The 21,063-nt window shown below is 60.4% G+C and carries 21 protein-coding genes; 8 read left to right on the top strand and 13 right to left on the bottom strand.

The genetic code is table 11. The features are described from left to right. Positions 1 to 47 precede the first annotated feature (47 nt). A complete protein-coding gene (gene moaB / locus IF189_RS19705; RefSeq protein ID WP_134827648.1) occupies positions 48 to 587 on the top strand; it encodes a molybdenum cofactor biosynthesis protein B in 540 nt (179 codons plus the stop codon). Further along, entirely contained in the window at positions 571 to 1,797 is a 1,227-nt protein-coding gene (gene glp / locus IF189_RS19700) for a gephyrin-like molybdotransferase Glp (protein ID WP_192552130.1), read from the top strand. Before moaB ends, glp begins: the two co-directional genes overlap by 17 nt. A gap of 42 nt (positions 1,798 to 1,839) precedes the next feature. On the opposite strand, the gene IF189_RS19695 is transcribed toward glp, so the two are convergent. Next, positions 1,840 to 2,148 (bottom strand): hypothetical protein, encoded by a 309-nt coding sequence (locus tag IF189_RS19695; protein ID WP_192552129.1) that lies wholly within the window; start codon positions 2,146 to 2,148, stop codon positions 1,840 to 1,842. Positions 2,149 to 2,462: 314 nt separating this feature from the next. Between IF189_RS19695 and yegS the strand changes: the two genes are divergently transcribed. After that, the gene (gene yegS, locus IF189_RS19690) at positions 2,463 to 3,380 is read left to right on the top strand and encodes a lipid kinase YegS (RefSeq protein ID WP_192552128.1); all 918 of its coding nucleotides are present in this window, start codon (positions 2,463 to 2,465) and stop codon (positions 3,378 to 3,380) included. Here the strand turns inward: yegS and IF189_RS19685 are convergent. The 3 genes from IF189_RS19685 to IF189_RS19675 form a co-directional block, all read right to left on the bottom strand. Next, positions 3,364 to 4,023, bottom strand: a complete 660-nt coding sequence (locus IF189_RS19685; protein ID WP_085710728.1) for a response regulator transcription factor — start codon at positions 4,021 to 4,023, stop codon at positions 3,364 to 3,366. The two genes, yegS and IF189_RS19685, sit on opposite strands and share 17 nt — an antisense overlap. Next, positions 4,020 to 4,913, bottom strand: a complete 894-nt coding sequence (locus tag IF189_RS19680; protein ID WP_134827815.1) for a sensor histidine kinase — start codon at positions 4,911 to 4,913, stop codon at positions 4,020 to 4,022. The genes IF189_RS19685 and IF189_RS19680 overlap by 4 nt, the downstream gene beginning before the upstream one ends. Positions 4,914 to 5,403: 490 nt before the next feature. Next, entirely contained in the window at positions 5,404 to 5,874 is a 471-nt protein-coding gene (locus IF189_RS19675) for a hypothetical protein (protein ID WP_096821100.1), read from the bottom strand. Positions 5,875 to 6,330: 456 nt separating this feature from the next. Between IF189_RS19675 and IF189_RS19670 the strand changes: the two genes are divergently transcribed. Beyond that, a complete protein-coding gene (locus tag IF189_RS19670; RefSeq protein WP_085710725.1) occupies positions 6,331 to 7,266 on the top strand; it encodes a chemotaxis protein CheV in 936 nt (311 codons plus the stop codon). A 90-nt stretch (positions 7,267 to 7,356) separates the two neighbouring features. Beyond that, positions 7,357 to 8,163 carry an MOSC domain-containing protein gene (locus tag IF189_RS19665; protein ID WP_134827645.1) on the top strand — a complete coding sequence of 269 codons (807 nt, stop codon included), beginning with the start codon at positions 7,357 to 7,359 and terminating at the stop codon, positions 8,161 to 8,163. A gap of 70 nt (positions 8,164 to 8,233) precedes the next feature. Here IF189_RS19665 and IF189_RS19660 read toward each other — a convergent pair whose 3' ends face one another. From IF189_RS19660 to IF189_RS19625, 8 genes are all read right to left on the bottom strand, one after another. Next, on the bottom strand, positions 8,234 to 8,518 hold the full coding sequence (locus tag IF189_RS19660) for a pyrimidine/purine nucleoside phosphorylase (RefSeq protein WP_007940055.1): 285 nt from the start codon (positions 8,516 to 8,518) through the stop codon (positions 8,234 to 8,236). 81 nt (positions 8,519 to 8,599) lie between these two features. After that, positions 8,600 to 9,142, bottom strand: coding sequence for an exonuclease domain-containing protein (locus IF189_RS19655; RefSeq protein WP_134827644.1), 543 nt, complete (start codon positions 9,140 to 9,142; stop codon positions 8,600 to 8,602). A gap of 69 nt (positions 9,143 to 9,211) precedes the next feature. Next, positions 9,212 to 11,173, bottom strand: coding sequence for an acetyl/propionyl/methylcrotonyl-CoA carboxylase subunit alpha (locus IF189_RS19650; RefSeq protein ID WP_192552127.1), 1,962 nt, complete (start codon positions 11,171 to 11,173; stop codon positions 9,212 to 9,214). A gap of 68 nt (positions 11,174 to 11,241) precedes the next feature. Further along, positions 11,242 to 12,039, bottom strand: a complete 798-nt coding sequence (locus IF189_RS19645; protein ID WP_192552126.1) for an enoyl-CoA hydratase/isomerase family protein — start codon at positions 12,037 to 12,039, stop codon at positions 11,242 to 11,244. Continuing rightward, positions 12,036 to 13,193: a citronellyl-CoA dehydrogenase gene (gene atuD, locus IF189_RS19640; protein WP_085710720.1), complete on the bottom strand. Its 1,158-nt coding sequence runs from the start codon at positions 13,191 to 13,193 to the stop codon at positions 12,036 to 12,038. Before atuD ends, IF189_RS19645 begins: the two co-directional genes overlap by 4 nt. Before the next feature lie 30 nt (positions 13,194 to 13,223). Continuing rightward, the gene (atuC, locus tag IF189_RS19635) at positions 13,224 to 14,840 is read right to left on the bottom strand and encodes a geranyl-CoA carboxylase subunit beta (protein ID WP_192552125.1); all 1,617 of its coding nucleotides are present in this window, start codon (positions 14,838 to 14,840) and stop codon (positions 13,224 to 13,226) included. 3 nt (positions 14,841 to 14,843) lie between these two features. After that, the gene (locus IF189_RS19630) at positions 14,844 to 15,713 is read right to left on the bottom strand and encodes an SDR family oxidoreductase (protein ID WP_192552124.1); all 870 of its coding nucleotides are present in this window, start codon (positions 15,711 to 15,713) and stop codon (positions 14,844 to 14,846) included. 12 nt (positions 15,714 to 15,725) lie between these two features. Further along, the gene (locus IF189_RS19625; protein ID WP_192552123.1) at positions 15,726 to 17,516 is read right to left on the bottom strand and encodes an acyclic terpene utilization AtuA family protein; all 1,791 of its coding nucleotides are present in this window, start codon (positions 17,514 to 17,516) and stop codon (positions 15,726 to 15,728) included. Positions 17,517 to 17,703: 187 nt separating this feature from the next. On the opposite strand from IF189_RS19625, the gene IF189_RS19620 reads away from it, so the two are divergent. From IF189_RS19620 to IF189_RS19610, 3 genes are all read left to right on the top strand, one after another. After that, the gene (locus IF189_RS19620; protein WP_192552122.1) at positions 17,704 to 18,327 is read left to right on the top strand and encodes a TetR/AcrR family transcriptional regulator; all 624 of its coding nucleotides are present in this window, start codon (positions 17,704 to 17,706) and stop codon (positions 18,325 to 18,327) included. Between the two features lie 91 nt (positions 18,328 to 18,418). After that, entirely contained in the window at positions 18,419 to 19,216 is a 798-nt protein-coding gene (locus IF189_RS19615; RefSeq protein WP_192552121.1) for a substrate-binding periplasmic protein, read from the top strand. An 87-nt stretch (positions 19,217 to 19,303) separates the two neighbouring features. Next, positions 19,304 to 20,317, top strand: a complete 1,014-nt coding sequence (locus IF189_RS19610) for a GNAT family N-acetyltransferase (RefSeq protein WP_192552120.1) — start codon at positions 19,304 to 19,306, stop codon at positions 20,315 to 20,317. A gap of 73 nt (positions 20,318 to 20,390) precedes the next feature. Here IF189_RS19610 and IF189_RS19605 read toward each other — a convergent pair whose 3' ends face one another. Then, a complete protein-coding gene (locus IF189_RS19605) occupies positions 20,391 to 20,945 on the bottom strand; it encodes an RNA polymerase factor sigma-70 (RefSeq protein WP_007955779.1) in 555 nt (184 codons plus the stop codon). Positions 20,946 to 21,063: the final 118 nt, after the last annotated feature.

Here is a 21,063-nt window from a genome sequence, read left to right as displayed (position 1 = left end):
CGCTGTGATATAACACCGGGCTGTTTCTCCTACAACTGGATGAGCCTATGAAAGCCAAGGCTGATGTACCTTTCGCACCGCTCAATATCGCGGTATTGACGGTCAGCGACACCCGTACTCTGGAAACCGATACCTCCGGCCAGGTCTTTGTCGACCGTTTGACCGCTGCCGGTCACAACCTGGCGGAGCGGGTATTGCTCAAAGATGACCTGTACAAAATCCGCGCGCAAGTTGCCCACTGGATTGCCGAAGATGTCGTGCAAGTGGTGCTGATCACCGGGGGCACAGGCTTTACCGGTCGCGACAGCACACCTGAAGCTGTTGCGTGCCTGCTCGACAAGCAAGTCGATGGTTTTGGTGAGTTGTTCCGGCAGATATCGGTGGCCGATATCGGCACGTCGACTGTGCAGTCCCGTGCCCTGGCAGGGTTGGCCAACGGTACGCTGGTCTGCTGTCTGCCGGGTTCGACCAATGCGGTGCGCACCGGTTGGGATGGCATCCTGGCCGAGCAACTGGATTCGCGGCATCGTCCGTGCAATTTCGTCTCTCACCTGAAACAGGCGGCTCCTTGTGAATCCCGCGGGTAAGCCTGGCAAGACCGGCAGCCTGATGCCGGTCGAGGTGGCATTGGCGCGTCTGCTGGAAATGGCTGACGCCTCGCGCATCGTAGAGTCCGAGTATCTGCCATTGGCGCAGCTCGAGGGGCGGGTGTTGGCGCAGGATCTGGTTTCGACGCTGGATCTGCCGCCATGGCCCAACAGTGCCATGGACGGGTATGCCTTGAACCTGGCTGACTGGACCGGTGAGCCGATGCCGGTCAGTCAGAAGATTTTTGCCGGTCAGGCGTCTGAACCGCTGGAGCCAGGCACCTGTGCCCGTATCTTTACAGGGGCACCCGTTCCACCAGGTGCCGATTGCATCGAGATGCAGGAAAACGCCGTGATCGAGGCCGACGAACGAGTGCGGTTCATCGAGTCCATGGTGTCCGGGCAGAACATCCGCCCGCAGGGGCAGGAAACCACGGTGGGCGAATTGATCCTGCCCGCGGGAACCCGGCTCGGTCCGATCGAGCTGGGGTTGGCTGCGTCTTTGGGCTGCGCCGGCCTTGATGTGATCCGCAAGCCCCGTGTGGCAGTGCTGTCCACCGGTGATGAGCTGGTTGAACCGGGAGCGGCACTGGGTCCGGGACAGATTTACAACAGCAATCGGGTGGTGCTGTGCAGCTGGCTGCAGCGTCTGGGCTGTGAAGTGCTGGATGCCGGGATTCTTCCAGATGACTTGTCCGCCACCCGAGCGCGTCTTGGGGAACTCGAAGAGGCCGACTTGATACTGTCGACCGGAGGCGTATCGGTTGGGGAAGCGGATTTCCTCGGCGTCGCGCTTAGGGAGGAGGGGGAGCTGACGCTGTGGAAACTGGCGATCAAGCCCGGGAAGCCATTGACTGTTGGTCATTTTCGGGGTGTTCCGGTCATCGGTCTGCCCGGCAACCCCGCGTCGACGCTGGTGACTTTTGCCTTGTTGACCAAGCCTTATCTGCTGCGTCGTCAGGGTGTGCAAGATGTAGAGCCTCTCAAGTTTCCAGTCCCGGCTGGATTCGTCTGGCCCCAGGCCGGTAATCGGCGTGAATTCCTGCGGGGGCGACTGGAGCAGGGACAGGCAACTATCTACCGAAACCAAAGTTCAGGTGTTCTGCGCAGCGCCGCCTGGGCTGATGGGTTGGTAGAAGTGCAGGAGGGGCGCACCCTGATTCAGGGAGAAATGGTGCCCTTCATTCCCCTGAGTGACCTTCTCGGCTGATCATTGAAATGCAGGCCCGGCGCGGGCCTGCATTTCTGTAAGTCATCGGCTGATCAGCGTCACGAGCTGGTCGAAGCGACTATTGGCAACCCAGCCCAACAATCCAAGGACCACTGCTGTGGCGCCCGCAGAGTAGGCGAGACGATGTTTGATGGCTTTGACGTCTCCCTTTACTTCGTCCATGTCACGGCGAATATATTTGAGGTGGGTTTCCAGCTCGGTGACACGAGGGTCCATGATTTTTTCTCCAGTGTTTTTGGCGCTGCTCTTGAGTTCGGGTTTATGGCAGGCACGACTGCCGGAGAGGGGGGCAACCGGACTTGCGGTCATTCTTGCGTCATGACCGTGCATGGGAAATTCCGCCTGCTGCCATGAGTTTCTGCCGGCTGAAACTGCTGCTCGAATGATCCAGCGTCCGGGTGATGTTTTGACTCATTACCTGCACATCCTTGTGTTATCGGGTTAAAGATTGCTGCCTCAGACCCACAGTGTACGAATGGTCTGGATGGGTCAATTGAGCCGATTCCTTACATTCCGTACGAAAAAATACCGCCTTGTAGGACGAGTGAGCCACGTCGCTGGAAATACTTGGGATTGCGGTGGCTCTTTTGCGTGCTGTGAGGGTCAAGATGTCCCGAACTGATTTGATAACGGGAGTGGCCAATATGGATGAGCGCAGGGCATTGCTGATTCTGCATGGCAAGCAGGCACTTAACGAAGCGGTTCGTGCCGCCGTTGAACACAAACGCAAGCAGGGCTGGGAATTGGCGGTACGCCTGACCTGGGAGGCCGGTGATGCCCCGCGTCTGGTCGAAGAGGCGCTGGCTGGTGGATACAGGCAGATCATCGCCGGCGGTGGCGATGGCACCTTGCGCGACATCGCCGAGGCCCTGGCGGCTCACCCGGGAGAAGCCAGTCTGGTGCTGCTGCCACTGGGAACCGCCAACGATTTTTCCCGCGCGGCCGGTATACCCCCGGAGCCCGCCGAGGCGCTTGAGTTGCTCGGTGCACCTGCCTATGACATTGATCTGGGTGAGGTGGGCGGGCAGATATTTCTGAACATGGCCACGGGCGGGTTTGGCAGTCAGGTCACTGCCAATACCTCGGAGGATCTGAAAAAGGTGCTGGGCGGCGCGGCCTATCTGTTTACGGGCCTGTCGCGATTCAGTGAGTTGCACGCCGCCTATGGCGAATTGCAGGGGCCGGACTTTCACTGGAGCGGTGAACTGCTCGCGCTGGGTATCGGTAATGGCCGCCAGGCGGGCGGAGGGCATGTGTTGTGCCCGGAGGCACTGGCGGATGACGGCCTGCTGGATATCAGTATTCTGCCGGCACCACAGGAGCTGGTCGGCACGCTGAAAAACCTGCTCAGCGACGGATTTGGTCTCGACAACATGTTTGTCCGCACGCGTTTGCCATGGGTCGAAATCAAGGTTGCCGAAGGGCTCTGCATCAATCTTGATGGCGAGCCGCTGGAAGGCGACAGTCTGCGGTTTGCGGCGCGTCCGGCGGCATTGCGTGTGCATTTGCCAGAGAACTCGCCGCTGTTGGGCAGGACGCGGCGGGTCAGTCGTCCAGACTGATGATCTGCTCCCGTACGGCAAACAGTACCAGCCCCGCCACATCGTAGATCTGCAGGCGTTTCATGATCTGCGAGCGGTGGGTTTCCACAGTCTTGATGCTCAGACCCAAACCATTGGCGATCTCACGGGTGGACTTGCCGCGTACGATCAGGCGCAGGATTTCCAGCTGGCGAGCCGTCAGGTTGTGGGAATCGGCGACTTCCGGTTGCAACTTCTGATTGCGTGTCAGGGCCTGGTTGATCACCGTGTGGGCGATGGCCGGACTCAGGTAGCGTTCGTTGTTGCGCAGGGCTTCCAGTGCGTGTTCGAGCTCGGTGGCCGTGGTGTCCTTGAGCAGATAGCCATGGGCACCGGATTCCAGTGCCTGCATGATCAGCGCAGGGTCGGTGTGCATCGACAGAATCAGCACTTTGCTGTGCGGGCGAACCCGTCTGAGCCGCTGCAATGCCTCCAGGCCGCCGGTTTCTCTCATGGAAATATCCAGCAAGACGATATCGGGGTTCAGCTGCTCGACCATCTCGAGCAATTGCGAGCCGTCATTGGCCTCGCCGATTACCGCGTAACCGGGAATATCCAGCACCAGAGCGCGCACGCCGGCTCTGATCAGCGAGTGGTCATCCACCAGAAGTAAGTTACAAGTCAACGCATAACCTTATTCGTACTGGCCCGCTCGAGTGCACGGGGCGCCCAGGGGAATAGTGCTTCGATTTGAGTGCCTTTGCCCGGTTCGCTCGTCACGCTCAGGCTGCCGCCCAGTTGCTCGATCCGTTCGGCCATCCCGGCCATGCCTCGTTGTCCTTCACGACCGGGATTGGCGGCCGGGGCAAAGCCCAGACCGTCATCGCTGATCAGCAGGGTCAAGCCTTGGGGAAGGCGTTGCACGCGGATCAGCAGGTTCTTGGCCTGCGCATGTCGCAGGATGTTGGTCACGGCTTCCTGAGTGATGCGGAAGGCGGCGACAGCCATTTCTTCGGGGATGCCGTTCAGACGCTGCTGACAGTCCAGGCTCCAGTGAACCGACGTATTGGCCAGTGTCTTGAGCAAATGCGCGCGCAGACTGGCTTCCAGCCCGAGGCTGGTCAGTTGCCGTGGGTTGAGAATGGCCGAAACGTCGCGGACTTTATTGAGGGTTTCCTCAAGGGTGTCGCAGAGTGCCGAACATTGTTCCTGAAGCTCTTCGGGCAGACGCCGTTTGAGCCATTCGCTCTGCAACTTGGCGGCGGTCAGCAACTGGCCGATATCGTCGTGCAGTTCACGGCTGAGGCGATGGCGTTCGTTTTCCTGGACTTCGAGCAATCGATCGGCCAGCTCCTGGGGCTGAAACTTGATCGACTTGCGCGACAGGCGATGCTGGGTAAAGACGCAAGCGGCGGCTGCCACGTTGAGCAGCAGCAGGCCAAATGACAACGGTGCGGACAGGCAATAAGTCAGCAGACTGCCCAAAGCTGCACCAATGCAAAGCGTGAGCGTGAACCTGCGCGCGTTTTCTCGGGAGGGTGGCCATGTGGCGATTGACTTGAGGCTGGCGTACATAGCGGATGGAGCCAATGGATGTTCGCTGCGGGCAGACCGGTCAGAGTGGCTGGCGGTCTCTGTCTGAAAATCTGTGATTCAGGTTGTTGGTTTCAATACGGCTCAGTGATCGATAATTGACTGCCAACTTCGGAGCAGACCGATCATTGAAGTCACTGTGCCATTAAGTGAAAGCAACTAACGCGCGGCATAATACCACTTAACATACCGTTGGTCGCGTTCGCCCTATATGTCCAAAGAGTCAGGAAATACGCCATGTTGGACGTGAGTTCCATAATGGAAAAAGTTGATTTATTGGAGTCGATAATTATCGGTGACACCTGAAGTCTTCAATTTTTATACACAGGTAAACCCTGACTTCAACGGTAGGCAGTCTGCATGTTGAAGCGTAATTATTTATTTGGAGATGTCGCTGGCAGGCATGAGTTATTCAATTGCGACATTCGATGGCTCGAACTAACAGGCTCCAACGGACCCGGCGTGCACTCGATTACGCTTGCCGCTCCGAGTAAGACACGAGGGACAAGGGCTTGGCACTGAGCGGCGGTTGAAACTGGCTCTGCCCAACCTGGAAGGCGAACGCTTCGATGAGGGACGTCTGCTCGCTTTCGTCCAGGCTTAGCTGGCCGGTGCTCTGGTCGACCAGTTCAAGTTGCCAGGCCATCAGGGTGAAGCAATCTTTCAGGGCGTCGAGTGCCTGGGCATGCAGGTCGACATGATCTTGCGTCTGAGTGAGCAAACCGTGCAGGTGCAGGCAGAACTCGGAGACTGCCACCAATGCAAGGGCATCGGCCTTGTTCGCCAGTTTGAGCAGGGTGCTGAGCATGCAATCGATTGCGTCCTTGTCATTGCTGATCAGTTGCAAATGACTCAGGCACTCTTCGGACTTGGCCAGGAGCGTTTCAGCCTCGACAAGAAATTCGGGGAACCGCTGCGCCCACTCTTTACGGTCGTTCGGCATGCTTATCTCCACAACGTCATGTCTGATGAGCGAATGTCGTGTGTGTCGACGATCATGAACCGTCGTGAGATCGCGCCCTGCAGTGCCGAGATGGCTGGTGCCGGGGGTTTCGAGAGGATGGGGTTCCACTGACCTGCGATCGCACACAAAAGCCTGACTCCGTTCATGCAATGAGAATGGCGTCACATTAATGGCTATTGGATATTGCGAACATCAGGTTGGGCCTGATTGTTACTAGGGGAATCCCTTAGGTACGGGAACCTACGGTGCAAACCGAGGTCGCGCCGCAGAGAATGTAGCAGATGAAATCACGGGGGCCAGTAAAGCATGATGTTAATGTGACATCAATGCCTGCTCATGGCATTTTGTAGGTGATTTGTATGGGGATCAAGATTGGCCGGAATCCGCCGATAACCCCCTTTAATGAATTCACCAGAACAAGCCCAGGAGTCATTGATGGCCGGCATTCTCGATACGGTAGACCAACGCACGCAACTGGTGGGTGAGAATCGCCTGGAAATTCTCATGTTTCGGCTGGCCGGGCGCCAATTGTTCGCGATCAACGTGTTCAAGGTTCAGGAAGTCCTGCAGTTGCCGAAGCTGACCCTGATGCCTCAGCGTCACCCGTTTGTCTGCGGTGTGGTCAACCTGCGCGGCCAGACCCTGCCGGTGATCGACCTGTCCCAGGCGATCGGCATGCGCCCGCTGGTGCCTGGCCCCAACAGCACGATCATCGTTACTGAATACAACCGTTCGGTGCAGGCCTTCCTCGTCGGTGGCGTGGACCGCATCGTCAACATGAACTGGGAAGCCATCCTGCCGCCGCCGACCAGCGCCGGCCGTCAACACTACCTGACCGCCATCAGCAAGGTCGACGATCAACTGGTGGAAATCATCGACGTCGAGAAAGTCCTCGCCGAAATCGTTCCGTACAACGCCAAGGTGTCCCGCGACAAACTGGAAGATCCGGTCCTGGAACGTGCCCGCGGCCGTGAAGTGCTGTTGGTGGACGATTCCAATGTGGCCCTGTCGCAATTGCGCGACACCCTCGGTCAGTTGGGCGTGAAGATGCACATCGCCAGCGACGGTCTGAAAGCCCTGAACATGCTCAAGGCCTGGGCCGACACCGGTGTCAACATGACCGACAAGTTGTTGATGATCTTCACCGACGCGGAAATGCCGGAAATGGACGGCTATCGCCTGACCACCGAAATCCGCAACGACCCGCGTCTGCGTGGCTTGTACGTGGTGTTGCACACCTCGCTGTCCGGCAGCTTCAACGACTCGATGGTGAAGAAGGTCGGCTGCGACAACTTCCTCTCCAAGTTCCAGCCGGACAAACTGGTCGATGTGGTGCGCCAGCGTCTGATGCTCGACGAAGTGCCGGCCTGATCAACTTGTCGAGGCTGACCCGGCGTCAGCCTTTGATTCGGCGACAAAGCTCGTATAGGGTGGCGTTTTTCACCCACCAGGGAGCTGGCCATGCTGCGTCTGAGCGCGCTTTATCGTTACCCGCTGAAATCCGGAAAGGCCGAGGTCCTGCAAGGGATCGGCCTGGACAAACTGGGGCTTGAGGGCGACCGACGCTGGATGCTGGTGGACGAGGCCAGCGGGCGTTTCCTGACCCAGCGTGCCGAAGCGAAAATGAGCCAGTTGTCGGCGCTGTGGAATGCCGACGGTGGCCTGACCCTCGATGCGCCGGGGCATTCGGCAATTGATATCGCCTTGCCCTGCAGCGATGCAGAACTGCGCGGCGTGACCATCTGGCGCGACACCCTGCGTGTACCGGATGCCGGTGAAGAAGCGGCCCGCTGGGTCAGCGAATTCATCGGCAAGCCGACCCGACTGGTGCAAGTGCCACTGGACCGCGCCCGCACGACCCAGGCCGGGTACGGTAACGATGACGACCAGGTGGCCTTCGCCGACGGCTTCCCGCTGCTGCTGATTGGCGAGGCGTCGCTGCAACATCTGTCGCAGGAAGTCGGGCGTCCGCTGGAAATGCTGCGGTTCCGGCCGAATCTGGTGATCGAGGGCAGCGAGGCGTATGCCGAGGATGGCTGGAAGCGCATTCGCATTGGCGATGTCGAGTTCCGCGTGGTCAAGTCGTGCTCGCGCTGCATTCTCACCACCATCGACCCGAAAACCGGAGAGCGCAGCTCCGACCGCGAGCCGCTGGCGACCTTGCAGAAGACCCGGGCCCAGGCCGACGGTGCGATGTTCGGTCAGAATCTGGTCAATGACAGCAATGGCCGCCTCGAAGTCGGCATGCCGGTGGAAATCCTCGAATAACCGACCCTGAAACGAAAAATGCCCGTGTCCTTGGACACGGGCATTTTTTATTGCCGCAGGAAACCAGGGTTCAGCCGCGGTATTCGCACAGGTAAGCGGTGTCGACGGCCACTTTCAGCTGGAACTTGCTGTTGGCCGGCACGTTGAACTGGCTGCCGGCGGCGAAGGTTTCCCAGTCGCTGCTGTCCGGCAGTTTGACGGTCAGTGCGCCGGACACCACGTGCATGATTTCACGCTGGCTGGTGCCGAATTCGTATTCGCCCGGGGCCATGACGCCGATGGTCGCAGGGCCTTCGGCAGTGCCAAAAGCGATCGACTTGACGGTGCCGTCGAAGTACTCGTTGACTTTAAACATGGGCGATTCCTCTCGAAAAGGGCTTAAAAGGGTCAAAAAGGTCGGCCAGTATGCACAAGGCGTCTGGCGCCGTCACCTGTGCTAGAGCGGCAGCACCAGCGGCAATAATCGGGCGGTATTACGCGCATCTTCCAGCGCCCGGTGCTGCTGACCGGTGAACTGCATGCCCGCCAGTTGCAGAGCGCCATTGAGTCCCAGGGGCCTTTCGAGGCGTCGGGCCTTGGCAAAGCGCTGTTTGAGGTTCATGTGCGGCACATGGCTCAGCGCGCTGTCGAGTTGCAGTCGCTGCCATTCCTGAAGCAATTGCTTGCGGTCGTAATCGCCCCAGCTGGCCCAGCCTTCAAGGCGTGTCTGGTGCTGGGCGAGCCAGCGCTCGAACGCCGGCCAGACCTCGGTCAGCGGTTGCGCCGCGTCGATGTTGGCCTGGGTGATGTGTGTCAGCTCACGACAGAACGGCGTCAGCAGTGGCCGACGCGTCGGTTTGACGAACCGTTGAAAGTGATCCTGCTCGCGACCGGTTCGATCCACCAGGGTGGCACCGATTTCGATGATTTCCATTTCCGTAACCGGCCAGCCACCTTCATCGGTGGTGGCTTCCAGATCAATGACCAGCCAATGGGGCATCGCAGGGTTCCTGATTTCCGCGTCCTGATTATTCAGAGCGTAGTCAAACCTTGCGGATGCGCGCGGTGACTACTCGACCTGCAACAGAACCTGACGATTTTTCACCTGATCGCCGACCTTGACCTGCACCCGCTTGAGCACGCCATCAATGCCGGCCTTGAGCGGGTGCTCCATTTTCATCGCTTCCAGCACCACCAGCAGCTGGCCTTTACTGACCGGGCTGCCTTCGCTGACAAGCACGTCGATGATTGCGCCATCCATCGGGGCTTTCAAGGTGCCGGTGCTGACGCTGGTCTGACTGTCGATCACGGCATGAGTTCGATCCACCAGGCGCAGGCTGCCGGGGCGGGTGAACAGCCAGAGCTGGTCGTCGTGCAGGCGATAGGCGTGGCGCTGGCGCAGGCCTGCGATGTCCAGAGAAATCGAGCGTTCGCCGTGTTCGATGAGCTTCAGTTCGAAGGCGCGTTCAGCGACTTGGACCCGAACGATGCCATCCGGGGCGGCCAGCAATTGCACGCTCCATTCCTGATCTTCAAGACCCAGGCGATAGTGCAGCGGCGCGCCGGTATCGTTGCGCCAACCGGCCAACGGTGCGCGATGCGAACCCGCGGCAGATTGATAGAACAGCAACGCCGCGATAGCGAGTTCTTCGGCACTCGGTGTATGGGGATGCAGACAGGGGTGGTCGGCGAAATATTGCGGGATAAACCCGGTGCTGAATTCGCCGCTGATGAACTGCGGATGCTGCAAAAGACTGGCCAGCAGCCGTTGATTGCTCTGCACACCCAGCAACACGCTGTCCTGCACCGCGCACAACAGTTTGCGCCGGGCCTCTTCACGTGTCGCACCGTGGGCGATCAGTTTGCCGAGCATCGGGTCGTAGAACGGCGAGATCGACTGACCTTCGATCAGCCCATGATCAACCCGCGCTCCCCGATCCAGTGCCGGTGCCCAGGCTTCGACACGGCCGGTCTGCGGTAGAAATCCCTGGGCCGGATCCTCGGCATAGAGTCGCACTTCCATGGCGTGGCCATCGAGTTTGACCTGCGCTTGTTTAAGCGGAAGAGGCTGGCCCTCGGCAACCAATAGCTGCCAGGCCACCAGATCCAGCCCGGTAATCAACTCCGTTACCGGATGTTCGACCTGCAGCCGGGTGTTCATCTCCAGAAAGTAGAACCGTCCATGGGCATCGAGGAGAAATTCCACGGTGCCGGCACCTACGTAGTTCACCGCACGTCCGGCCTTGAGCGCCGCTTCGCCCATCGCCTGACGCAATTCTTCGGTCATCACCGGGCACGGCGCTTCCTCGATGACCTTCTGGTGACGACGCTGGATCGAGCAGTCCCGTTCGCCGAGGTAGATCAGGTTGCCGTGCCGGTCGCCGAAAAGCTGAATCTCGACATGACGCGGTTCGATCAGGGCCTGTTCGAGGATCAGTTCGTCGCTGCCGAATCCGTTCAAGGCTTCGGAGCGCGCCGTGCGCAATTGCGCCGGCAACTCCTCGGCGCTGTGCACTAGCCGCATGCCGCGTCCGCCACCGCCGGCGCTGGCCTTGATCATCAACGGATAACCGATGCGCTCGGCTTCCCGTGTCAGGCTTGCGTCGTCCTGCTCGGCGCCTTGATAGCCGGCGATGCATGGAATGCCGGCGGCGAACATGGCGATTTTCGACTGGCGTTTGCTGCCCATCAGCTCGATGGCTTCGACGCTGGGGCCGATGAAAGTCAGGCCGGCCTGTTCGCAGGCCCGGGCGAATTCGGCGTTTTCCGAGAGGAACCCATAACCGGGATGAATCGCGTCGGCACCGCTGCGCCGTGCGGCGTCGAGGATGGCCGGGATGTTCAGGTAGGACTGTTGAACCGGCGCCGGGCCGATGTTCACCGCCTCGTCCGCCATTTGGACATGCAGCGCATCGGCGTCGGCGTCGCTGAACACCGCGACGGTGCGATAGCCGAGTGCCTGGGCGGTGCGCTGGATGCGGCAGGCGATTTCACCGCGGTTGGCGATCAGGATTTTATGGATGGCGGGCATGGTGGTTTTTCCTGAATGTTGGCGGTGGATTGATGGACCTCTTCGCGGGCAAACCCGCTCCCACAGGGTCAGGTGCTCCATCCGGGTTTGCGCTTTTGCACAAACGCCATCGTGCCCTCGATGCCCTCGGCACCGCTCACCGCTTCGCTGAACCACTGCGCTGCTTCATCCAGCAGTTCGCTCGATGGCTGGCCGGCACTGGCCAGCAGCAGTTTTTTCGTCACGGCGTTCGCTTTGGGGGCGCAACACAAGACGTGATCGAGCACTTCATCCAGACGCTCGGCGAGTGCCTGCGGATCCTGTTCGACAAAGTGCACCAGCCCCAGCCGTCGAGCCTGATGGCCATCGAAGCGGGCGGCGGTCAGGGCCAAGCGACGGGCCTCGGTGAGGCCGATGCGCTGCACCACAAACGGCGCGATCTGCGCCGGCAACAGGCCAAGACTGGTTTCCGGCAAACCGAATTGCGCTTGATGATCGGCCATTGAGATATCACTCACGCACGCCAGCCCGAAACCGCCACCGAGCACCGCGCCCTGCAGTACGGTGATCAGCACTTGCGGTGCGTGCTGCGCCTCCTCCAGCAGCGACCCGAAAGCACGGTTCAACTCGCGATAGGCATCGCTGCCCTGGGCTCGGGCGTTGGCCATGTCCTTGATGTCGCCACCGGCACAGAAATGCCCGCCGGCGCCGCTGAGCACCAGGGCGCGCACGCTGCGGTCATCGCGCACGGCGGCGAAAATCGAACGCAGCTCGCCGACCATTTGCAGGCTCATGGCGTTGCGGCTTTCCGGACGGTTAAGTGTGATGTGCAGCACGCCGTTATGCGGCTCCAGCAACAGCGTCTGGCAATCGGGCAGGGTGGTCATTTCTTTTTCCCCGGCAGGATGCCCATCAGTTTGCAGATGATCCCCAGCATGATTTCGTCGGCGCCGCCGCCAATCGACACCAGCCTCACGTCGCGGTAAGCGCGGGCCACCGGGTTGTCCCACATGAAGCCCATGCCGCCCCAATATTGCAGGCAGCTGTCGCTGACTTCGCGGCCAAGACGCCCGGCCTTGAGCTTGGCCATCGAGGCCAGTCGGGTGACGTCCTGGCCTTTCACGTATTGCTCAGTGGCCTGATAGACCAGCGCCCGCAAACATTCGATTTCGGTCTGCAATTCGGCGAGGCGGAAGTGGATCACTTGATTGTCGATCAGCGCGTTGCCGAAAGTCTTGCGTTCCTTGCAGTACTCGATGGTGCTGTCGACGCAGTATTCCAGACCCTTGATCATGTTGGCCGCACCGAACAGGCGTTCCTCCTGGAATTGCAGCATCTGCATCATGAACCCGGCGCCTTCATGGCCGATGCGATTTCGCTGTGGCACGCGCACGTTATCGAAAAACACCTGGGCGGTTTCCGAGCTGCGCATGCCGAGCTTGTCCAGGTGCGAACTGAGGCTGATGCCCGGCGTGTTCATCGGCACCATGATCAGCGATTTGTTGACGTGCGGTTTGTCGTCCGAGGTGTTGGCCAGCAGGCAGATGAAGTCGGCGCTCGGCGAGTTGGTGATCCACATCTTGCTGCCGTTGATTACATAGTCGTCGCCGTCCTTGCGCGCGGTGGTCTTGAGTCCGGCGACATCGGAACCGGCGCCGACTTCCGACACGCCGATGCAACCGACCTGTTCGCCGGTGATCGCCGGGCGCAGGAATTCGTCGCGTAGCTCATCGGAGCCGAAGCGGGCGAGGGCCGGGGTGCACATGTCGGTCTGCACGCCGATCGACATCGGAATGCCGCCGCAGTGGATGGTGCCGAACTCTTCGGCGGCGACGATCGAATAGCTGTAATCCAGGCCCATGCCGCCGAACTTTTCCGGTTTGGAAATCCCCAGCAAACCGAGGTCGCCGGCCTTGCGGAAAATCTCGTGGATCGGAAAGCGCCCGGCCTTTTCCCATTCATCGACGTGCGGGTTGATCTCGTGCTCGACGAACTGGCGGACGGTGCGACGCAGGGCTTCGTGTTCCGGGGTGAAGATCATTTTTATTGTTCTCCTTGAGGTCCGAGGCGGTCAGAAGCGGCTGACGCCGAAGCTGTTGGGGGCCAGTGTGCGGATGCCGGCTTCGTGGCAGATGTCCAGCAGGTAGCCGAGCAGGGTGCGGGTGTCGCGTGGATCGATCAGCCCGTCGTCCCACAGGTTGGCGCTGCCGTAGAGGGCGGTGGACTGGCTGTCGAGTTTCTGCGCGGTGACCTGTTCCAGCATGTCGAGCATTTTCGGGTCGGGCACCAGGCCGTCCTTCAACTGTTTGGCTTCGGTGACGATGCGCAGCACCTTGCCGGCCTGGGCGCCGCCCATCACCGCCGTGCGGCTGTTGGGCCAGGCGAAGATGAAGCGCGGATCGAGCCCGCGTCCGCACATCGCGTAGTTGCCTGCGCCATAGGAGCCGCCGACCACGATGGTCAGTTTCGGCACCCGCGCATTGGCCACCGCCTGGATCAGTTTCGAACCGTGCTTGATCACGCCGTGCTGTTCCGATTCGGTGCCGACCATGAACCCGGTGGTGTTGTGGAAAAACAGCAGCGGCGTCTGGCTCTGGTCGCACAGCTGAATGAACTGTGCGGCCTTGCTCGCGCCGTTGGGTGTGATCGGGCCGTTGTTGCCGATGAAGCCGCAGGCGCGACCCTGAATCTTCAAGTGGCCGCAAACGGTTTGCTGATCGAACTCACCCTTGAACTCAAGGAAGCGTGATTCGTCGGCGATCCGGGCAATGATTTCGTGCACGTCGTAGGGCTTTTTCGGGTCATCCGGGATCAGGCCCAGCAGTTCGTCGATGGGGTACAACGGCTCTTTGAATTGCAGTTCGGGCAGCCATGGCACTTGCTCGTTCCAGTTCAGCAGACTGACGATTTCCCGCACCTGACGTACGCCGTCGGCATCGTTTTCTGCCAGGTACTCGGCGGTGCCGGCGACTTGCGCGTGCATCTCGGCGCCGCCCAGTTCTTCGTCGGTGGCGACTTCACCGGTCGCCGCTTTAAGCAACGGCGGGCCGGCAAGAAACAGCTTGGCCTTGCCGCGCACCACCACCACGTAATCCGACAGCCCCGGCTGATAGGCGCCGCCGGCGGTGGCCGAGCCGTGCACCACAGTGATCTGCGGCAGCCCCATGGCAGACATCCGCGCCTGATTGGCAAAGCTGCGTGCGCCTTCGACGAAAATCTCCGCTGCGTAGTTGAGGTTGGCGCCGCCGCTTTCGGCGAGGGTGATCACCGGCAGTTTGTTTTCCTGGGCGATCTGTTGCAGGCGCAGTGACTTTTTCAGGCCTGACGGGGAAATCGTCCCACCCTTGATCGCGCTGTTGTTCGCCACGATCAAGGCGCGCACACCGGACACGTAACCGATGCCGGCGATCAAGCCGCCCCCGGCCGAGCTGCCGTCCTTGTCGTCGTGCAGTTTGTAGCCGGCCAGGCTCGCCAGTTCGAGGAACGGCGCGCCGGGGTCGAGCAGCAGGTTCAGGCGTTCGCGGGGCAGCAGTTGTCCGCGCTTGTCGAATTTCGGTTTGGCTTCGGTAGCCTTGTTCAGCAGGTTCTGTTCGAGCTGCCGGACTTGCTCGATGGCGGCGAGCATGGCTGCGCGGTTGCGGGTAAAGGCTTCGCTGTGCGGGTCGAGCTGTGACTGAATGACCGGCATGGCTTACTCCTTGTCCTTCAAGACGTCTGGCATATAGGCGCGGTGAAATCCGTTGAAGGATTCGCTGTGGGTCGCCTTGTGCAGCGGCCATGCGCGACTGCCCAGGCTGGCAGCACCATCGATGCGCAAGGTGCTGCCGCTGATGAATGAGGCAGCAGGACTCAGCAGAAACACGATAGCTGCGCTGACCTCGGATTCGGTGCCGATGCGCTTGAGTGGCACGTGTTCGCGCAGGGTCGGGATCACCGCCTTGAACGCGCCTTCATAGGTGTCCATGCCACTGGAGGCGATCCATCCCGGCGCCACGGCATTCACCCGGACGCCGGCGTAACCCCATTCGAAGGCGGCGGTCTTGGTGAAGTTGTCCATGCCCGAACGCGCAGCGCCCGAGTGGCCCATGCCGGGCATGCCGCCCCACATGTCAGCGAGCATGTTGACGATGCTGCCGCCGTGTTTGCTCATCGATTGATTGAACACTTCCCGGGCCATCAGGAAACCGCCGACCAAGTTGGTGCGCAGCACGGTTTCGAAACCTTTCTGATTGACCGAGGCCAATGGCGACGGGTATTGCCCGCCGGCATTGTTGACCAGTCCGTGGATCGGCCCGTGTTCGCGGATCAACTCGCTGACCAGCGCTTTCACCGCTTCTTCGTCACGAATGTCGCAAGCCTTCCAGTGTGCCCGGCCACCGTCCTCGGCAATTTCGGCGGCGACGGTTTGCAGCTTTTCCGGCTTGCGTCCGATCAGCACCACGGTGGCCCCGAGCGCCGCCAGTTCATGGGCGGTGCAACGCCCGATGCCGCTGCCGCCACCGGTGACAATCACGGTCTGGCCGCTGAACAGATCGGCCCTGAAAATCGATTCATACGCCATGGTGCCAATCCTCTAGTCGAACTGTTCGGCGATGCTCTGCGGCACCGGGATCTGGATTTCCAGCAATTGCTGGGCGAAGGCTTTGCCTTGAGGGTCGATGCGCAGGCTCGCCACACCACCGCCACCGAGGGCGTTTTCCAGCAGGAAATTGAGGCTGTGAGTACCCGGCAGATACCAGCGTTCGACACGGCCATGAATCGGGTCGAGGACATGACTCATCCAGTCGACCACCACCGCCGGGGTCAGCGCTTCGGCGATCCACGGCAGGTATTCCGGGCGGCGCGGCATGACACCGATGTTGCTGTGATTGCCCTTGTCGCCGGAGCGCGCCACTGCGAGTTTTACCAGCGCTACGCTGGCATCGGCGCGGCCATGGGGTTTGGGTGTTTCGTGGGGCAGGGGCAGATCCTGGCTGTCGAGGATGGCGTGGGCGGGCAGGGCGAACGGGTGAGACTCGCCAGCGATGTCGATCTGCAAGCTGCAGGCGCTTTTGTCGATCAGGAACGAGAACAGCCGGATCAGCGGATACACTGTCGGCCGTCCGCCGACGATGCCGGTCAGGCCCGGCGCCATGCCGGTGGCGGCCTGGGCGATTTCCCGGGAGAACAGGACCAGGGCCTGTTTGTTCGGATGGCGCACGGCGAGTTTGATCACCACTTCACGGCTGTCCCGGCGTTGGCCGTGGGGGCCGTAGGTGGCTTCGCTGCCGAGCAGTTCGATATGGGTTTCGGTGTAAGGGCCCCAGCCATGCTGTTCGAGCATTTCCGAGGTCTTGTCGATGATCGCCTGACTGACGCGCCGGGCTTTTTCCACCGCATCGATACCGGCGATCAGGCAACTGGCAGTGCAGCGGAAACCGTCCGGGTATGTCGCGCTGACCTTGTATTTGTCGCTGGGCGGCAGGCCTTTCGCACCGTGGACCCGGACTGCATTTTTGCCCTGTTGCTGGAGTTTGACCTGGCTGAAATCGCAGACCACATCGGGCAACAGATAGGCCTGCGGATCGCCGATTTCGTAGAGCATCTGTTCGCCGACCGTCAGCGGCGTGACCAGTCCGCCGGAGCCTTCGGGTTTGCTGACGATGAACTGGCCGTCGGCGCTGACTTCGACGATCGGGAAACCGATGTGTTCGTAATCCGGCACGTCGCGCCAATCGGTGAAATTGCCGCCGGTGCACTGCGCGCCGCATTCGATGATGTGCCCGGCCAATGCGGCCTGGGCGAGTTTGTCGTAGTCGTGCCACGACCAGCCGAATTCATGCACCAGCGCGGCGCTGACCACCGCGCTGTCGACCACGCGACCGGTGATGACGATGTCGGCGCCCAGGTGCAGGGCTTCGACGATGCCCGGGGCGCCGAGGTAAGCGTTGGTCGACACGCACATTGGCGGCAGCGGGGCACCGCTGAACATTTCCGTGATGCCTTGGGTGGCGAGCTGTTTGAGTTTCGGTTGCAGGTCATCGCCCGACAGCACGGCGATTTTCAGCGCCACACCGGCCTTGTCGCAGGCCGCTTGCAACGCGGCGGCGCAGGCCTGGGGATTGACCCCGCCGGCATTACTGATGACGCGAATCTTCTGTTCCACCAGTTGCGGCAGCAGGGGCGTGAGGACTTCGATGAAATCGCCGGCAAACCCGGCTTGGGGGTCCTTCATGCGGGCGCCGGCCATGATCGACATGGTGATCTCGGCCAGGTAGTCGAACACCAGATAATCCAGCTGTCCTCCGGCCACAAGCTGCGCGGCGGCGGTCGAGGTGTCTCCCCAGAATGCGCTGGCGCATCCGATGCGAACCGTGGTGGGCATTTTCATCTCCGACTCAGCAACCTGTGACAGAAGTGCATTGAGGCTACCAAGCAAGCGCTTGGTTTGTAAACAGGCGAAATTATCTTCTGCCCAAGCGCTTGCTTGGTCGCGGCCGGCGGCTTAAATTGCCCGCGCAACCCTGCGGTTTCAGGGCGGCAGACGACTGAACGACTGTAGGAGAGAACGGGTGGACGAGCAAAAAGCCCTGAAGGTGATGCGCGAACTGGTCGACGAAGGCCAGTTGACCGACCCGGACAGCGCTCGCGGCAAATTGCTGCAAGTGGCGGCCCACCTGTTTCGCAACAAGGGCTACGAACGCACGACCGTGCGCGATCTGGCCGGTGCCGTGGGCATTCAGTCGGGCAGCATTTTTCATCACTTCAAGAGCAAGGATGAAATCCTGCGCGCAGTAATGGAAGAGACCATTCGCTACAACACCGCGCTGATGCGCGCGGCTCTGGCCGATGCCGCCGATGTGCGCGAGCGGGTGCTGGCGCTGATCCGCTGCGAATTGCAGTCGATCATGGGCGGCAGCGGCGAAGCGATGGCGGTGCTGGTGTATGAATGGCGCTCGCTGTCCGAAGACGGTCAGGCCAGGGTGCTGGCGTTGCGTGATATCTACGAAGATATTTGGCTGCAGGTGTTGGGCGAGGCCAAGGAAGCGGGGTTCATTCGCGGCGATGTGTTCATTACCCGACGTTTTCTCACGGGCGCATTGTCCTGGACTACCACCTGGTTCCGCGCCGGCGGCAGTCTGAGCCTCGATCAACTGGCTGAAGAGGCGTTGATTCTGGTGCTCGAAGAGCGCTAATCGCTTTCTATCGGCCCGGGAAACTGGCTAACTGGGCGAAACCGCCTAGCTTGAATGCATGCAACAGTACTTTTTCGGGGAGTAGGGTGTTTTGAAGTCTTCGCCAGATCGGATGGCCGCGGGGCTGATGCTCGCAGCGCTGGCTGCACTATGGGTATTGCCCGCTCAGGCGGTGCAAGTGGTTCGGGTGGGTGCGGCGCATTTTCCGCCTTACACCATTCGCCCGGAAAACGGCGCCGACACCGGTCTGCTGCCGGAACTGGTCGAGGCATTGAACCACTCGCAGAGCGACTATCGTTTCGAGCTTGTCCCCACCTCGATTCCGCGGCGGTTCGGCGATTTCAAGGAAGGTCGCACGGACATGGCGATCTTCGAGAACCCGGACTGGGGCTGGAAAGACATTCCCCACACAACGGTCGACATGGGGCTGGAAGACGCAGAGATTTTCGTCGCGCAGAAAGAACCCGGTCGCCAGCAGAATTACTTCGCCGATCTCAAGGGCAAACGGCTGGCACTGTACAGCGGCTATCACTACGAGTTCGCCAACTTCAATGCCGACCCCAAGTACCTCGCTGAAACTTACAACGCGACACTGACCTATTCCCATGACAGCAACCTGTTGATGGTGCTGCGCGGTCGGGCCGACATCGCGTTAGTCACTCGCTCGTATCTGTTCGATTACCTGCTGCGCAACGAAAAAGTGCGTGACGAACTGCTGGTGTCCCAGCGCATCGACCAGATCTACCATCATTACGCGATTCTCAGCCCGAAAGCGCCGATCACCGGCGAGGCGTTCGGCAAGCTGCTGCAAGGCCTGCGCGACAACGGGCAGATGCTGAAGATCTTCGATCCGTACAAGATTGCGGTGGTGCCGGTGTCTCACCCATGACTGGCGGTTTTTTCCGCACGGCCTAAATTTCCCGCTTCGACTCACGTCCCATCGTTGAACTGTCGACGATTATCGTGAGCCCGACCCATGTCCAATCTGAATGACCTGACTGCCCTGGCCTTGCCTTCGGGCAGTCAACTGATAGCCGATGCCACCGAAAGCCGTCTGAGCCTCAGCCTGGACGGGCAACCGCTGATTCGCCTGCGCCTCGATCGTGAAGGCCAGGGGCCGATCCAGATCGATGAACGTTATGCGTTGCCGCCAGGCCAGGCGCTGTGGGCGGCCTGTTATTGGCTGTTTGCCCGGGATCCGGCACGTCAGCAATTGATCTGGCAGCTGGATCAGTCGCCGACCGAAGCCTTGCTCAGCGGCTTGCTGGTGAGCACCGACGTGGTGGGTGAATACCGCTGCGAGCGCACGTTGTTCTGGCAACTGCCGCAACCGTGGCTCGGCACCTCGCTGACGGGCAGTTATCCGCAGCAAATGGTCATCAGCAAGGGCAAGCGCCATCCACTGCGACCGGTGAAGCCGCGTGGTGAGGTTTATCGCCGTTTCGATGCGCGTCTCGGTGCCTGGATTTCCCTTCGAACGGTGGAGATCGAGCAGGATCTTGCGCGTTTCAATCGCTGGCAGAACAGCCCACGAGTTGCCAGTTTCTGGCAGGAGGAGGGCAGCCTGGAACAGCATCGCGAGTACCTGAGCAAGCTCGACGCCGACCCGCACACGCTGACGCTGATCGGTTGTTTCGACGATCAGCCGTTCGCTTACTTCGAAGCCTATTGGGCCAAGGAGGATCGCATCGCGCCGTTCTACGATGCCGATGATTACGATCGTGGCATTCACATGCTGGTCGGTGAGGAAGATCACCGCGGGCCGCACAAGGTGGCGAGCTGGCTTTCGGCGCTGGTGCATTACCTGTTTCTGGATGATCCGCGCACTCAGCGTGTGGTTGCCGAGCCGCGTGCCGACAACGCGAAGATGATCGGTCACATGCACAATCAGTGCTTTCACTGCGAAAAGGAATTCGATTTCCCGCACAAGCGCGCGGCGCTGATGATCCTTGGGCGCGAGCGGTTCTTCGACCGGTGCACGCTGGTGTGACATTTCTCTGAAAACAAAAAAGATCGCAGCCCTTCGACGAAGGCTGCGATCTTTTTTTGGGCTCTGCTTTAGGTCAGCGACGGTTCGCGGACACTGCATCAGCGCGGCTGCCCGATACCTTGCGGCAGTGCACCAGCGCATCACGAATCATGAAGTTGACCAGGGTCGGCGAAACGCCGAGTTCCTTGGCGATGTCCTTCTGCGGCACGCCGTGCAGACGGTACATCTCGAACGCATAGCGCGTGCGGACCGGCAGTTCGGTCAGCGCGTCGGCGATGTGTTCCAGGGTCGAGAAGTTGATGTGCGAGGTTTCCGGCGAAGCGCCCTGAATGACCACGTTCAACCCTTCCTCCTCGGGGCCGGCGTACTTCTGCTCCAGCGCCTGTTTGCGGTAGTGATCGATGGCCAGATTGCGCACGATCTGGAACAGATAACTCAGCTGGGCCTTGATCGACGACGTGATCGGCGGCGCCGATTGCAGTCGGAAGAACGCATCCTGCACCACATCTTCGGCGCGTGAACGGCAGCCGGTAATGCGGGCTGCAATCTTGACCAGAATCAGTCGATTGTCGACGAATGCCTGAAGTAGCGGTGAATCGCACCTGCTTGTGGATACTTGTTCCGTCATGGAAATCACCTTGCTGCCAATAGGTTAGTGGGACGCCTGGGGGACGGGGCCGTCCTACACATCGAGCGACAAATTATGTTGAATGATAATGATTGTCAATTGAGAAAGAGAACTAATG

Source organism: Pseudomonas sp. IzPS59 (assembly GCF_014863505.1).
Lineage (GTDB): Bacteria > Pseudomonadota > Gammaproteobacteria > Pseudomonadales > Pseudomonadaceae > Aquipseudomonas > Aquipseudomonas kribbensis.
The sequence above is the reverse complement of the archived record's forward strand: the minus strand, read 5'-3'. Positions and strand labels throughout refer to the sequence as shown.